A 15096-nucleotide genomic window follows, 5' to 3' on the forward strand; every position below is an offset into this window, starting at 1 on the left:
ACACCGGACGGTTATCCACAGGCTCCTCAGCGGCCGAGCGCAGCGGATAGGCTGGGCGGATGACGCGAGCCGAGCAGCCAACGGTCGTGACCGCCCCCGCGAACCCCACCTACGACGAAGCCCTCGCCGCGGATTCCCGCGAGCGCGCGGTGCGTGCCCTGCTGCGCACCCCCAGGCTGCGCCGGCTGTGGAGCGCCCAGCTGGTGAGCGGCATCGGCGATGCCCTCGCCCTGCTGGTGCTGGTGCTGCTGGCCTTCCAGACGGCCGTCTCCGAAGAGACCTTCGGCGGCGGCTACCAGGGCTGGGCCCTCACCGTCGCCGCCGTCTTCGGCGTCCGGATCCTCGCCACCCTGCTCTTCGGCGCCGTCCTGCTCGGTCCGCTGGCGGGGCTCCTCGCCCCGAAGGAGGCCGGCGGCAAGCTGGACCGCCGCTGGACGATGATCGGCGCCGACGGGATCAGGCTCGGCCTGTTCGTCGTCGCCCCGCTCTGGCTCGACTGGATCCCGGCCCACGCGCTGACCGCGCTGCTGGCCACCGTCTTCGTCTCCGGCGTCGCCGAGCGCCTCTGGACCCTCGCCAAGGACAGCGCGGCTCCCGCCCTGCTGCCCGCGCCGCCGCCCGAGGGGGCGACCGTACGGCCGCTGCCGGACCACCTCGACGCGCTGCGCCGGCTGAACCTGCGTACGTCCTTCGCCGCGCTGCCCGTCGCCGCCGCCGTGCTGCTCGCCGCGACCCTGGTCGGCAAGGCCCTCGGCCTCGGCGTGGACTGGTTCGCCGAGAACCAGGCCGCCCTCGGCTCGTACGTGGCCTCCGGCCTCTTCGCGGCGTCCGTCTCGCTGCTGCTCCCGCTGGTGCTGCCCGGGGCGAAGACCCCGCGCCCGCGTTCGCCGCTGGAGGGCCTGCGGGCCCCCAAGACGGGGGACCGCCCGGAGAAGGGCCGTACGGGGGCCATTCCGCTGCTCGTCCTGGCCTGCGCCGCCGTCGCGGGAGCCGTGGCCAGTGCGGCCGCCGTCGCCGTCCTGCACGCCTTCGACCTGGGCGGCGGCCCCGCCACCTTCTCCCTGCTCGTCCTGGCCCTGCTCGGCGGCACCGCCCTCGGCATCCGCGCCACCCAGGCCGGCAAGGTGCTGCCCGCGCTGTCCCGGCGCCGGCTGCTCGCCCTGGCCATCGCGGTGACCGGGCTCGCGCTGCTGCTGACCGGGCTGGTCCCGGACACGGCGACCGTGCTGTTCCTGTCTCTGCTCGCCGGCACCGCCGCGGGCGTGGCCGCCAACACCGGGCACACCCTGCTCGACCAGGAGACCGAGGAGTTCCGCCGGGCCCGGGTCACCGAGCACCTGCAGGCCGTCGTGCGGGTGGCCGTGGGCGTCGGAGCCGTCCTCGCCCCGCTCCTGGCCGCGGCGATCGGCCCGCACCGGCTGGCCGCCGGGGACGTGGTCTTCGCACACGGCGGGGCCGCGTTCACCCTGATGCTGGTCGGCGCCCTGCTGCTGCCCGTCGCCGTCGTGGTCCTCACCAAGGCCGACGACCGCAGCGGCGTACCGCTGCGCCGCGATCTGCGCGAGGCGCTGCGCGGCGGGGAGCCGGTGCAGGCGGCGTCCGACGCCGGGTTCTTCATCGCCCTGGAGGGCGGGGACGGAGCCGGTAAGTCCACCCAGGTCGAGGCCCTGGCCGACTGGATACGGGGCAAGGGCCACGAGGTCGTCGTGACCCGCGAGCCGGGGGCCACCCCGGTCGGCAAGCGGCTCCGCTCGATCCTGCTCGACGTCTCTTCGGCCGGGCTGTCGAACCGCGCCGAGGCCCTGCTGTACGCCGCCGACCGCGCGGAGCACGTGGATACCGTCGTCCGGCCCGCCCTGGAGCGCGGCGCGGTCGTCATCTCCGACCGCTACATCGACTCCTCGGTGGCCTACCAGGGCGCCGGCCGCGACCTGTCCCCGACCGAGATCGCCCGGATCTCGCGCTGGGCCACCGACGGGCTCGTCCCGAACCTGACCGTGCTGCTCGACGTATCGCCGGAGGCGGCCCGCGAGCGGTTCACCGAGGCGCCGGACCGGCTCGAGTCGGAGCCGGCCGAGTTCCACCAGCGGGTGCGGGCCGGGTTCCTGACGCTGGCCGCGGCCGACCCCGGGCGCTACCTGGTGGTCGACGCCGGGCAGGACCCGGAGTCCGTGAGCACGGTCGTACGCCACCGCCTGGACCGGATGCTCCCGCTCTCGGAGGCCGAGGTGGCCGCCCAGGCCGAGGCCCGGCGCAAGGCCGAGGAGGACGCCCGGCGCAGGGCCGAGGAAGAGGCGGCGCGCAAGGCGGAGCAGGAGCGGCTGCGCGTGGCGGAGGAAGCCCGGCTGAAGGCCGAGGCGGAAGCCGCCCGGATCAAGGCCGAGGCCGAGGCCGCCCGCAAGGCGGAGGAGGAGCGGCTGCGCGCCGAGGAGGAGGCCCGCGCCCGGGCCGAGGCCGAGCGGCTGCGCGCGGAGGCCGAGGAGAAGGCCCGCGCGGCGGAGCAGGAGCGGCTGCGCAAGCAGGCCGAGGAGGAGGCCCGGCTGCGCGCCGAGGCCGAGGAGCGGCGGCTGGAGAAGCAGCGGCGTGCCGAGGAGGCCCTGCTGCGGGCCGAGGAGGCGCGCCGGCAGGTGGAGGCCTCGGCGGCAGCGGCGGCCGCGCAGGCCGCGGCGGCGGCTTCGGCTCCTGCCGCGGCTCCGGCTGCGGCGCCCGCTCCGGCCCCTGCGCCGGCTCCCGCGGCTCCCGCGGCTCCCGCGGCTCCCGCCCCCAAGGTGCCGATGACCAAGGAGCCGCTGCCGGACGACGCCGTGACGGTGGAAACCCCGCTGGTCAAGCGGGTCGTCCAGCCGGACGACGTGACGCAGACGGTCCCGGTGCCGAAGATCGACCCGGCGGCGGAGACCTCGGTCCTGCCCGCCGTCGCGCAGGCCGGCCCGGCGGACGAGACGGCGGTCCTGCCGCCCGTACCGGCATCCGGTCCGACCGACGAGACGGCGGTCCTGCCGCCCGTACGGCCGTCCCGTACGAGCGGCCAGGCCGGTCAGGCCCCGTCCGGCCAGGCCCGGTCCGCCACGCGGCCGACGGCCCGGCGTCCGCAGGAGAGCCCGGCCGACCGGGTGCCGCCGGGCATCTTCCGGGATGGCGGCGAGGACGCGACCCGCGAGCTGCCGGTCTTCGGCGCCGACGGCCGTCCAGGCGGGCAGGGGCAGGAGGACGGGCAGGGCCGGCCGAGCCGGCCGCGGCCCGCCTGGGCCGAGGAGACCCCGCTGGACGACCTGCCGACCCTGGCGGACGAGCTGCTCGGCCCGCGCCGGGACGACGAGGACGAAGAGGGCGGTCCGCGCCGCCGCTGACGGGGATTGTCAGTGGCGCACGCCACACTGGGGGCAGGCGCAGGAGCGGCAGGAGCAGGACGAGCGGTACGGACGGCCAAGGCAACGACGGCCGGTGAAAGGCGGTGGGCGGGATGCCCGTATGGGACGACCTGGTGGGACAGGAGCGGGTGCAGGCGCAGCTGGCCGCCGCCGCTCGTGACGCCGACGCCCTGGTCACCGCCGTCGAGACCGGGGCGGCGCAGCCCACCGCGTCCAAGATGACCCACGCCTGGCTGTTCACCGGCCCGCCCGGCTCCGGGCGGGCCACCGCCGCCCGGGCCTTCGCGGCCGCGCTCCAGTGCACCAGCCCGGACCGCGCCCTCGGGGGCGAGCCGGGCTGCGGGTTCTGCGACGGCTGCCACACCACCCTGGTCGGCACGCACGCCGATGTGGAGATCGTCCGTACCGATCTGCTGTCCATCGGCGTGAAGGAGACGCGCGACCTGGTCCGCCGGGCGCAGCTCTCCCCGGCCGTGGGCCGCTGGCAGGTCATCGTCCTGGAGGACGCCGACCGGCTGACCGAGGGCGCGGGCAATGTGCTCCTCAAGGCCGTGGAGGAGCCCGCTCCGCGGACCGTGTGGCTGCTGTGCGCGCCCTCGCTGGAGGATGTGCTGCCCACCATCCGCTCCCGCTGCAGGCATCTGACCCTGCGCACCCCGCCGGTCGCCGCCGTCGCCGATGTCCTGGTCCGGCGCGACGGCATCGAGCCTTCCGTCGCCGCGGCCGTCGCGCGTGCGACGCAGGGGCACATCGACCGGGCCCGCCGACTCGCCACCGACGAGACCGCCCGGGCCCGCCGGGCCGCCGTGCTGAAGCTCCCGCTCCGCATCGACGACGTGGGCGGCTGCCTCAAGGCCGCCCAGGAGCTGGTCGACGCCGCCGCCGAGGATGCCAAGCAGGTCGCCGAGGAGGTCGACACGAAGGAGACCGAGGACCTGCGGGCCGCGCTCGGCGCCGGAGCCGGCACCGGCGGGCGCATGCCGCGCGGCACGGCGGGCGTGATGAAGGAGCTCGAAGACCGGCAGAAGCGCCGCCGTACCCGTACCCAGCGCGACACCCTCGACCTGGCGCTGACCGACCTCACCGGCTTCTACCGCGACGTGCTGGCGCTCCAGCTCGGCACTTCGCTGGCGATCGCCAACGAGGAGATACGGGCCGACCTCGACCGGATCGCCCGCGCGTCCGGACCGGAGCGCACCCTGCGCCGGATCGAGGCGATCATCGCCTGCCGCGATGCGCTGGACCGCAACGTGGCCCCGCTCCTCGCAGTCGAGGCGATGACGATGTCCCTGCGCGCGGGCTGAGCGAGCCGGCGCCCCGCCCGCGTTGACCGCTTCACCCGTATGAGCGATCCGGCGAGGTGGGGCTGCGGAGCGCGGGCTCCGGGCGGGCCTGCGGTGCGCCACGGTGCGGCGGGCGGCCGGTCGGCGTGCGCCCGCCCGGCCGGGCTGCCCGGCAGGCCGTAGGCTCCGGGAATGGACACCAGTCGCCTGCTGCGTACCACCGGAACCGTGATCGCAGCCGCCGGGCTGCTGCTCTCCGGGTGCACCTCGGACGGTTCGGGGGGCCCGCGGGCGGCTGCCTCCTCGTCCGGGGGTGCCGCGCTGCCGGCGGCTCCGACCGCGGTCCCGGCTGCGCTGCGCCCGTACTACGAGCAGAAGCTGAACTGGCGCGACTGCGGTGTCCCCGGGTTCCAGTGCGCCACGATGAAGGCCCCGCTTGACTACGCGCACCCCGAGTCCGGGCAGGACGTGGACATCGCCGTGGCCCGCCGTCAGGCCACCGGCCCCGGCAAGCGGCTGGGCTCGCTGGTGGTCAACCCGGGCGGACCGGGCGGTTCCGGCATCGGGTACCTCCAGGCGTACGCGGGCATCGGCTACCCGGCACCCGTCCGTGCCCAGTACGACATGGTCTCCTTCGACCCGCGCGGGGTGGACCGCAGCAGTCCGGTGCAGTGCCTGACGGGACCGGAGATGGACAAGTTCACGCAGGTGGACCAGACGCCGGACAACGCGGCGGAGCGGGCCGAGCTGGTGACCGCGTTCAAGGAGTTCGCCGACGGCTGCAAGGCCCGCTCGCAGCGGGTCCTGCCGCACGTCTCCACCGTCGAGGCGGCCCGCGACATGGACATGCTGCGCGCGGTGCTGGGCGACGAGAAGCTGACGTACGTCGGCGCCTCGTACGGCACCCTGCTCGGTGCGACGTACGCGGAGCTCTTCCCCGGCCGGGTCGGCCGCCTCGTCCTGGACGGCGCGATGGATCCCTCCCGTCCGGCGCTCGAAATGAACCGGGACCAGACCGGGGGCTTCGAGACGGCCCTGCGCTCCTTCGCCAAGGACTGCGTGAAGCAGTCCGACTGCCCGCTCGGCAAGGGCAGCCCGGAGGCGGTGGCCGATCGTCTCCAGGAGTTCTTCCGCAAGGTCGACGCCCAGCCGGTGCCCAGCGGTGATCCGGCCCGCCCCCTGGGCGAGTCCCTCGCCACGACCGGGGTGATCGCGGCGCTGTACGACGAGAGCGCGTGGCCGCAGCTGCGGGAGGCGCTGACGGCGGCGATGAACGGCGACGGGTCCGGCCTGCTCGGCCTCGCCGACAGCTACTACGAGCGCGAGCCGGACGGGAAGTACGCGAACCTGATGTTCGCGAACGCCGCGGTGAACTGCCTCGACCAGCCGCCCGCCTTCGCCGGCCCGGAGGCAGTGGATGCGGCCCTGCCCTCCTTCGAGAAGGCCTCCCCGGTGTTCGGCGCGGGCCTCGCCTGGGCCTCGCTGAACTGTGCGTACTGGCCGGTCAAGGCCACCGGCGAGGCCCGCGCCCTGACCGCGAAGGGGGCCCCGCCGATCGTGGTGGTCGGCACGGTCCGCGACCCGGCGACCCCGTACAAGTGGGCCCAGGCACTGGCGCAGCAGCTCGACTCGGGAGTCCTGCTCACGTACGACGGCGACGGCCACACGGCGTACGGCCGTGGCAGCTCCTGCATCGACACGGCGATCAACACGTACCTCCTGCAGGGCACCGCGCCACAGGACGGCAAGAAGTGCAGCTGACGCCCTGATCCACCCCATATGCGAGACATGTCCGACCCCCACGCAATGCGGTTCGGGGCACCCCGTTCGAGCCTGTAGACTTGGCGCCGCTGCTGATGAGAGCTCCTCTCCAAGGGAACGCTTGTCTACCCAGCGGTGCCGCCTTAGCTCAGTTGGCCAGAGCAACGCACTCGTAATGCGTAGGTCTCGGGTTCGAATCCCGAAGGCGGCTCGGATCAGCCCCAGGACTCACTCGCCGTGACCTGGGGCTTTTTCATGCCCTTTACCCATGGGGGCGTGCAGCGGCCGGGCATCGAAACCCCGTGCGTGAGCGCTGCGTGAGCGGGGCGCCTCCGGAGATCAGGAACGGGCCGGGGTCGGTCGGCAGGCCCCTTCCCCGAATCGACGGCACATCCCCGGCCTGGTCGCATTTGGCATCGATCCGAGTGTGGCCGCAGCCTGTGGTGGCGCCAGCCGTGCTGCGAGTCGAGCGAGCCAGCCACCAGGCCGGCCGACAGTGCTTCCGGGGGCACGTGTGCGCGAATCGGCGGGCTATATAAAGATGTGGGCGCCCTCATGCCCCATGAGAACGCCGATACAAGCAACTCCCTTGTGGCGTGAGTGCATTGCGGCGACATTGAGTGACATCTGACCGTCCTCGCCTGTCTCGGAGCGCCGATGCATCCCACCCGTCGTTTCACCTCGCGGAGCCCTGCGAGCGGCATCGTTCCGATGTGCGCCGCTCGACTCCGCGTCACCCTGCCCGCCGCATGTCACGGAGGGCAGGGATGAGTGTCGGGGGATCCGGAATCCCGCGGCTGCAGGATCTCGCGTACATAGAGGTCGCCATCGGTCAGGTAGCCAATGGGGCGACGTTCGAGCAGGTCCGACGGGCCCTGGTCCAACGGGCGGCGGATGTGGCGCGCGAGAGCGACATGGACGGCTCCTACTCTCCGCACAAGTGGGAGCGGGCGAAGGCGGACATCAAGAAGCACGTTCACAACACCGTCGACGTGCTAAAGGAGCTCATGCGGCTGGGATGGGTGGAACGGCACATCCTGCCGTCCGGCCCCAACTCCGCTTTTGCGCATGCTGATTCTACGTTCCGGCTTACCCGGGCCGGCGAGGGCTGGGCCCAGCTCGTTGCCGTGGACCGTCGAGCTGCTTACAACGCACTTACCGGCGTGCTGGTCGCAACCCACCCGCAGTTCGAGGGGTTCCTGCGCCTGATCGGCGCGCGTCCGGACAGCGTTGCCGCCCATCTCACAGTCCCGCTCCTGAAGTTCAACGCCATGGAATATCGGACCAATGGCGCCTATCTCGAGGACTTCGTCCAGTTCGCCGCGGACGCCGCGCTGCGAGGTTCTCTCGGTTGGACCGAAGAGCCCGAGGTCATCAGTGGAAGCGTCCGCAGTTACGTCCGGCGGTTCGAGGAGAGGGCGCAGGCTCGGCAGAAGGCGATCAGCCGCAAGCAGTTCGCTGTCACCTGCGAGGAGGCCATGACTCGTGTGGCCTTCAGCGCTGCGGGCTGCAAAATGGACTACATCAGTCACGAGCTGCTGCGCAGATGGACCCGGTTTCTCGGTCTGGCCAACTTCAGTTACTACGCCCCTGGTCCACCGGCTTTGAGGCTTTGGTCGACCGCCACGGTGACGGGCAGCGGCGACAGCGTAGTGATCAGCCGTCGCGTCGGAAAGGACGTCCGGCGGGCCGCTCTCGACGGTACCTGGGCGGTCTGGCGCGACCAGCGCGCCGATGGGGCTGGGGGCATGTACCTCCCCGTCTGGCAGCTACGAGCCGCGGTCTGCTGGAAACAGCGGATCAGCGACGACGAGTTCGATCGGGCGCTTCGGGAGGCGCTGGCCGGCGAGCATCAGGGCCTCGGCCTGAGCATTCACCTCGATCAGGCGTCGCTGAGGGTCGCCCCCGCCTCTACCAAGCCGCTCGTCATCCCCAGCGCGAGTGGCCTCCGCCGGGTGTTCAACGTCATCAGCATCGCACCGGACGTCACCACCGCGACCACCGACATCACCGAGGAGACTCGAAACCGATGACCATCGTCCCCCGCACAGCGGGCCCCGTCTGGCTGAAGAAGCAGTGGGGGCTGCGTAACAACCCCTTCCCGACCACCGGAATCGCCCGGCTCGGTGGCAGCGACGAGCGCGAGAACGGGCTCCTCTACGAGCCGGATGTGAATGCGGACAAACTTCAGGAGACCATCGAGAAGTTCGTGCTGGGCACAGCGTTCTCGGGCCTTCGGTTCGGCTACCTGTGGTCGACCGGCACCGGGCCGGGAGACTCGGACGCTCGCGGCTTTGGTAAGTCCGTGCTGATGCAGCATCTCACCGGGAGCCTCAACGAGGACTTTGGCCGTACGGCCTACCTCAGTTGCGGACTCGATGAGGAAGACGCCGATGAAGTGCCGATCTGTGGGCTGCTGACCAGCTTCGACACCGCCCAGATCCGCTCCCTCAGCGCGGCCCTGTTCACTGCCGTCGAGTACGCGACCGACTTCCGGGCGCATGATGGGGACCTCACCCTTGCCCAGCGCCTTCGGCGGGCGCTCGTGGGGCGCACCGCGGCCGAAGATCCGCAGACGTTGGCAAAGTTCGTCATCAATGAACACCGGGATCTGCGGGGCCGCACCCTCGGGCCGCCCGACGACAAACTCATCCTCGCCCTGTGCGACTCCGACCCGACCGTGGCGAGGGACTACCTCGACAAGGTCAAGCCTGCTTCGCGGACTCGCAACGGATCGGTGTATCTCGCCACGTTCCTCCTCTTCGCGGCGGCTGCCGGGATGAAGCACGTGCTGCTCTGCTGCGACCAACTGGAGGACCTCGCGAGCACCACTACGGCAAAGGCCAAACGTGATCTGGAAACCGAGCGCTTTCGCGACATCATCCTTGAGACGCTGCCCATGGCCGACATGCTTAGCATCGTGGTGACCATGCATCCGCGGGCTGCCCTCACCATCGGCACGGCGTGGGAACTCGCGGACCTCCCGACCTTTGAGATCTCCGAGGCCAACAAGCACCGGATCGTGGTGTTGCCGGCTCTGCGGGATCTTCCCTCGGCCGTCAAGCTGCTCACGAAATACCTCGACGCGGCTCGGAAGAAGGCTGACCGGGCGTCCGTCGACGTCCACCCCTTCACCCCCGCCGCCGTGGCGGCCCTGTTCAGCCGGTCGAACCGCAAGCCGCGCGATGTGCTGCGCAAGGCGCACGGTCTCATCGAGGCCGCCTCGGGCGACAACCTGGAGACCATCGACGAGCAGGCGGTTGCCCGCTATCTCGACGCGGTCGGACCCGACACAGAAGAAGACATCGGCCCCGTCGTGGCCGGTTCGGTGACGACGTCTCCGGATTGGAGCGAAGGGTGAGTTCCGGCCGTGTCGGGACCGGAGGGGAGGCATGAGTCTGGGCGTTTGCCGCTTGTGTGGGTCCCCCTTGGCCCCATGGGAGAAGGGGCGCTGCGGATGCGGTGGGCCGCGAAGGATGGGGAATGCGGAAATCATGTACGCGATTGCCTGTTCTGTCCGCGCGCCCGTCCATGTCCTGGACTTCGTGCGTCTGGCAGAGCGCGACTACGGCCGCAAGCTGGGGAGGTCGACGGCGAACGCGGTTCTCTCTCCCGACCGGCGTTTCTGCTGGGCCGGCAGCGGGTTGTACGCCCTGTACAGGCATGGCCCGCTGCCAGGCCCGCGGAACCTCGAAGAGGCCAGCCGCCTTGTCCTCATTGCGGCGGGCAGGCCCCTGACGATCGACGCGATGGACTATTGCCTCAAACAGCTGGGCTACCGGTACAACGTCGGCTCCTTACGGAACGCGATCAGCCGCTCATCGGTGATCCATTGGCAGCAGGACGGTCAGTGGGCCCACGCGCGCGGCGACGATGTCGAACGGGAGTTGCGTCGTCAGATACCGGTCGTTCCGGACAGGCAGCAGGATGCGTGGACGGTCATGCGCGACGCCCTGGCACGTCGGATTCGAGAACTCATCGCCCAGCGCACCGAGCGATTGCGAGATCTCGGCAACCTCAACCGTTTCGGCCTCGACTGGAGTGAGAACTGAAGACGTGGAGCTGCTTGCGAATCCCGAAAGCGGCTCGGATTAACCCCAGGACTCACTCGCCGTGACCTGGGGTTTTTCATGCCCTTTACGTACGGGGCACATCGTGGCCGGCTTCGCCATGCTCGCCATGCCCGACCCCGGCCGCGACGAGAACGCCACCCTCACCCAGCTCGCCCGCTACCTCGACGCACCCGTGCGCCTGCGCAACAGCGAGTTCGGCAAGAAGATCACCGACCACGTTTGGCACTGCCCCGTCCGCGCAGCCCCCGAAGACCGCCACCTCTCCGACGCCGAGTGGGGCGAGATCGCCCAGCGCATCGTCGCCGCGGCCGGCATCGCCCCCGAAGGCGACGACCTGGCCTGCCGATGGATCGCCGTACGCCACGCCGACGACCACATCCACATCCTCGCCACCACCGTCCGCGAGGACGGCCGCCGACCCAAGCTCCACGACAGCGGCATACGCGTCGGAGACGCCTGCCGCCACATCGAGAAGGACTACGGCCTACGTCGCCTCAAGAAGGGCGACCGCACCGGCACCCGCGCCCCCACCCAGGCCGAGATGCACAAGGCCCAGCGCCTCGGCTGGGAACAGACGAGCCGCGAATGGCTCCAGGACCGCATCCGCGCCGCCATCCCCCACGCCCGCACGGCCGAGGAACTCCTCGCCTACCTCGAAGCCGACGGCATCGCGGTCAAGGCCCGGCGCGGCTCGTCCGGAGACCTCCTCGGCTACGCCGCCGGCCGCCCCGGCGACCTCAACAAGGACGGCGAACAGATCTTCCACCCCGGCGGGAAGATCGCCCCCGACCTCACCCTCCCCAAACTCCAGTCCCGCCTCGAAGCCGGCCAGCCCGAGGAACACCCCACCGCCCGCCGCAACCGCCCCGCCACCCCGTGGCACCACGCCACCGAAGCCCTTGACAGCTTCCGCACCGACCTCGCCGACGACACCCACGCCCAGGTGCACATCACCGCTCTCGGTGAACTCCTCGAAGCCACCGCCCAGAAAGCCCCCACCCACTTCCGCGCCGAACTCCACGCCGCATCAAAGGCGTTCGCACGCGCCCAGCGCTCCCAGATCCGGGCGGAAGACCGTGCCGCCCGCGCCATCCGCAACGCGGCTCGCGACATCGTCCACACCGCCACAGGCCCCGACGGCAGCGCCCTCGCAGCCCTCATTGCAGCCCTCCTGTGGGCCGGGATCATCGCCAGCCGCTGGCACGAGGCCAAGGGCCACGCCCACCAAGCTGACGCCGCCCGCCAAACCCTCCACCACCTGCAGGTAGCCGCCGAGCAAGCGCTCACCCCCACGCTCGTCGTACTCAAACAGCGTCAACCGAAGCAGGAAGCCCGCCGCATCCTCGCCCACGATGTCCGCGCGGCCGTCCCCGACCAGGCCGATCGCATCCTCACCGACCCCAGCTGGCCCGCCCTCGCCGCGCTCCTGGCCGACGCGGAGGCCCGAGGCCACCAACCCCACCAGCTCCTGAAGGAAGCCGCAGCCCAGCGCGAACTGAGCACAGCCCGCCAACCGGCCCGCGTCCTGGTCACCCGCCTCCAGCACACCAGCCGTAACCCCGCACCCAACCCCCGTGCCGAAGCCGCCCGCCGACGCACAACGGCATCGCGGACCAGCCAGCCGGGACGCGGCACGCAGCCGCCCACCGCGCCCGCAGCCTCACCGAACCGCCCACGACGCTGACTAGTCACGGCCGCCTACTGCCGGGGCCGCGGACCCCGCGGTCCCATGAGGCGGGGCCACCTGTCCGTACGAGACCGATGGCCGGGCGGGGTACGATGAACATCGGCCGCACGGGCGTGTTCTTGGTCACACTTGAATCTCATCCGTGCGGCCACCTTTGTGTCCCGGTGGTAGCCCGCTCGCCCGGGGAAAGTCAGGCGAAGCCGAAGGTGCCACGGGCCTAGAATGGCCGTCGTGACCGACAACACTCCACAGAGCCCCAACAGCGGGCCGACGCCTACCCATGAGCTGCCGACCCAGTACGCGCCGGCCGAGGTAGAGGGGGCGCTGTACGAGCGTTGGGTAGAGCGCGGGTACTTCGAGGCGGACGCGAAGAGCGAGAAGCCGGCGTACACGATCGTCATCCCGCCGCCGAACGTCACCGGCTCGCTTCACTTGGGCCACGCCTTCGAGCACACGCTGATCGACGCCCTCACCCGCCGCAAGCGCATGCAGGGCTACGAGACGCTGTGGCAGCCCGGCATGGACCACGCCGGTATCGCCACCCAGAACGTCGTCGAGCGCGAGCTCGCCAAGGAGGGCAAGTCCCGTCACGACCTGGGCCGCGAAGCCTTCGTCGAGCGCGTCTGGGAGTGGAAGGCCGAGTCCGGCGGGCAGATCGCCGGCCAGATGCAGCGCCTCGGCGAGGGACTGGCGTGGAGCCGGGACCGCTTCACCATGGACGAGGGCCTGTCCCGGGCCGTCCAGACCGTCTTCAAGAAGATGTTCGACGACGGGCTGATCTACCGCGCTGAGCGCATCATCAACTGGTGCCCCCGCTGTCTGACGGCCATCTCCGACATCGAGGTCGACTACCAGGACGACGACGGCGAGCTCGTCTCCATGAAGTACGGCGAGGGCGAGGACACCATCGTCGTCGCCACCACGCGCGCGGAGACGATGCTCGGCGACACCGCCGTCGCCGTCCACCCCGACGACGAGCGCTATGCCCGCCTGATCGGGAAGCAGATCAAGCTGCCGCTGACCGACCGGAGCATTCCGGTCGTCGCGGACACGCACGTCGACCCGGAGTTCGGTACCGGCGCCGTCAAGGTGACCCCGGCGCACGACCCGAACGACTTCGCCATCGGCCAGCGCCACAACCTCGAATCCATCGAGGTCCTCGACGAGCGCGGCATCATCACCGTCCATGGCCCCTTCCAGGGTCTGGACCGCTTCGAGGCGCGCTCCGCGATCGTCGCCGCCCTGCGCGCCGAGGGCCGGATCGTCGCCGAGAAGCGCCCCTACGTCCACTCCGTCGGCCACTGTTCGCGCTGCAAGACGACGCTGGAACCCCGCCTGTCGCTGCAGTGGTGGGTCAAGGTCGAAACCCTCGCCAAGGCCGCCGGCGACGCGGTCCGCGACGGCCGGGTCGACATCCACCCCGCCGACATGTCGCAGCGGTACTTCGACTGGGTCGACAACCTCAACGACTGGTGCATCTCGCGCCAGTTGTGGTGGGGCCACCGCATCCCGGTCTGGCACGGCCCGAACGGTGAACTGGTCTGCGTCGGCCCCGACGAGGAGCCGCCCACGGGTGAGGGCTGGACGCAGGACACCGACGTCCTCGACACGTGGTTCTCGTCCGGCCTGTGGCCGTTCTCCACGCTCGGCTGGCCCGAGCAGACGCCGGACCTGGAGAAGTTCTACCCGAACTCCGTCCTGGTCACCGGCTACGACCTGATGTTCTTCTGGGTCGCCCGGATGATGATGTTCGGCCTGTACGCGATGGACGGCCAGCCGCCGTTCCGCACGATCGCCTTCCACGGCATGGTCCGTGACGAGTTCGGCAAGAAGATGTCGAAGTCGTTCGGGAACACGGTCAACCCGCTGGACTGGATGGACAAGTACGGCTCCGACGCCCTGCGCTTCACCCTGGCCAAGGGCGCCAACCCGGGTGTCGATGTCCCGATCGGCGAGGACTGGGTCCAGGCGTCCCGCAACTTCGCCAACAAGATCTGGAACGCGACGCGCTTCGCGCTCATGAACGGCGCCACGGTCGAGGGTGAGCTTCCGCCCACCGAGCAGCTGTCGGCGACCGACCGTTGGATCCTGTCGCGGCTGAACAAGGTCGTCGCCGAGGCGGATGCGTACTACGAGGACTACCAGTTCGCCAAGCTCGCGGACGCCCTGTACCACTTCGCGTGGGACGAGGTCTTCGACTGGTACGTCGAGCTGTCGAAGACGACGTTCTTCGAGGAGGGCGACCAGGCCAAGGTCTCTGCGCGCGTCCTGGGCGAAGTCCTCGACGTCACCTTGCGGCTGCTCCACCCGATCGTCCCGTTCGTCACGGACACCTTGTGGACCACCCTCACGGGCGGCGAGTCGGTCGTCATCGCCGAGTGGCCGAAGGACTCCGGGTTCCGCGACGAGGCCGCGGAGCAGGAGATCGAGCTGGTCCAGCAGGTCGTCACGGAGGTCCGTCGGTTCCGCTCGGACCAGGGCCTGCAGCCGGGCCAGAAGGTCCCGGCCCGCTTGGAGCTCGACGGCACGGCGCTGGCCCCGCACGAGGCGGCCATCCGCCAGGTGCTGCGCCTCCAGCCGGAGGGCGAGGGCTTCGCCGCCACCGCCTCCCTGCCGGTGGCCGGCGCCACGGTCTCGCTCGACCTGTCGGGCACCATCGACGTGGCGGCCGAACGCAAGCGGCTGAGCAAGGACCTGGCAGCCGCCGAGAAGGAGAAGCAGCAGGCCGAGGCCAAGCTCGGGAACGAGGCGTTCATCGCCAAGGCCCCCGACAACGTCGTGGACAAGATCAAGGGCCGGCTCGCCAAGGCCGAGTCGGACATCGCCCGGCTCCAGGCCCAGCTGGACAAGCTGCCGCCGCAGTAGGCGTCGGAACACGCCGAGGGGGCCCAGACCACGTGGTCTGGGCCCCCTTCGGGTTC

Annotated in this window: 8 protein-coding genes and 1 tRNA gene; all 9 read left to right on the top strand. The window is 71.1% G+C overall.

Translation table 11 applies throughout. The annotated features are described in order from the left end of the window. The first annotated feature begins 59 nt into the window (after positions 1 to 59). The 9 genes from tmk to OG509_RS20895 all read left to right on the top strand — a co-directional run bounded on the left by tmk (position 60) and on the right by OG509_RS20895 (position 15040). Entirely contained in the window at positions 60 to 3350 is a 3291-nt protein-coding gene (tmk, locus tag OG509_RS20855; protein ID WP_406183962.1) for a dTMP kinase, read from the top strand. A gap of 113 nt (positions 3351 to 3463) precedes the next feature. After that, on the top strand, positions 3464 to 4675 hold the full coding sequence (locus OG509_RS20860; RefSeq protein WP_406183964.1) for a DNA polymerase III subunit delta': 1212 nt from the start codon (positions 3464 to 3466) through the stop codon (positions 4673 to 4675). Between the two features lie 171 nt (positions 4676 to 4846). Then, the gene (locus OG509_RS20865; RefSeq protein ID WP_406183965.1) at positions 4847 to 6415 is read left to right on the top strand and encodes an alpha/beta hydrolase; all 1569 of its coding nucleotides are present in this window, start codon (positions 4847 to 4849) and stop codon (positions 6413 to 6415) included. A gap of 137 nt (positions 6416 to 6552) precedes the next feature. Continuing rightward, positions 6553 to 6626 (top strand) — tRNA-Thr (locus OG509_RS20870). 556 nt (positions 6627 to 7182) lie between these two features. After that, positions 7183 to 8448 carry a hypothetical protein gene (locus OG509_RS20875; RefSeq protein ID WP_406183966.1) on the top strand — a complete coding sequence of 422 codons (1266 nt, stop codon included), beginning with the start codon at positions 7183 to 7185 and terminating at the stop codon, positions 8446 to 8448. Continuing rightward, the gene (locus tag OG509_RS20880; RefSeq protein WP_406183968.1) at positions 8445 to 9776 is read left to right on the top strand and encodes a hypothetical protein; all 1332 of its coding nucleotides are present in this window, start codon (positions 8445 to 8447) and stop codon (positions 9774 to 9776) included. The genes OG509_RS20875 and OG509_RS20880 overlap by 4 nt, the downstream gene beginning before the upstream one ends. A gap of 133 nt (positions 9777 to 9909) precedes the next feature. Continuing rightward, positions 9910 to 10467 (top strand): hypothetical protein, encoded by a 558-nt coding sequence (locus OG509_RS20885; RefSeq protein WP_073797929.1) that lies wholly within the window; start codon positions 9910 to 9912, stop codon positions 10465 to 10467. A 118-nt stretch (positions 10468 to 10585) separates the two neighbouring features. After that, positions 10586 to 12172, top strand: a complete 1587-nt coding sequence (locus OG509_RS20890) for a relaxase/mobilization nuclease domain-containing protein (protein ID WP_406187640.1) — start codon at positions 10586 to 10588, stop codon at positions 12170 to 12172. Between the two features lie 234 nt (positions 12173 to 12406). Then, complete coding sequence (locus OG509_RS20895; protein WP_406183969.1) at positions 12407 to 15040, top strand: valine--tRNA ligase; 2634 nt, start codon at positions 12407 to 12409, stop codon at positions 15038 to 15040. The last annotated feature ends 56 nt before the right edge of the window (positions 15041 to 15096 follow it).

The sequence above is a fragment of the Streptomyces sp. NBC_01006 genome, from assembly GCF_045162725.1.
In the GTDB taxonomy this organism is placed as follows: domain Bacteria; phylum Actinomycetota; class Actinomycetes; order Streptomycetales; family Streptomycetaceae; genus Streptomyces.

Coding starts and splice junctions, on each gene's coding strand:
- tmk (WP_406183962.1), top strand. CDS start 60: ATGACGCGAGCCGAGCAGCCAACGGTCGTGACCGCCCCCGCGAACCCC.
- OG509_RS20860 (WP_406183964.1), top strand. CDS start 3,464: ATGCCCGTATGGGACGACCTGGTGGGACAGGAGCGGGTGCAGGCGCAG.
- OG509_RS20865 (WP_406183965.1), top strand. CDS start 4,847: ATGGACACCAGTCGCCTGCTGCGTACCACCGGAACCGTGATCGCAGCC.
- OG509_RS20875 (WP_406183966.1), top strand. CDS start 7,183: ATGAGTGTCGGGGGATCCGGAATCCCGCGGCTGCAGGATCTCGCGTAC.
- OG509_RS20880 (WP_406183968.1), top strand. CDS start 8,445: ATGACCATCGTCCCCCGCACAGCGGGCCCCGTCTGGCTGAAGAAGCAG.
- OG509_RS20885 (WP_073797929.1), top strand. CDS start 9,910: ATGTACGCGATTGCCTGTTCTGTCCGCGCGCCCGTCCATGTCCTGGAC.
- OG509_RS20890 (WP_406187640.1), top strand. CDS start 10,586: ATGCTCGCCATGCCCGACCCCGGCCGCGACGAGAACGCCACCCTCACC.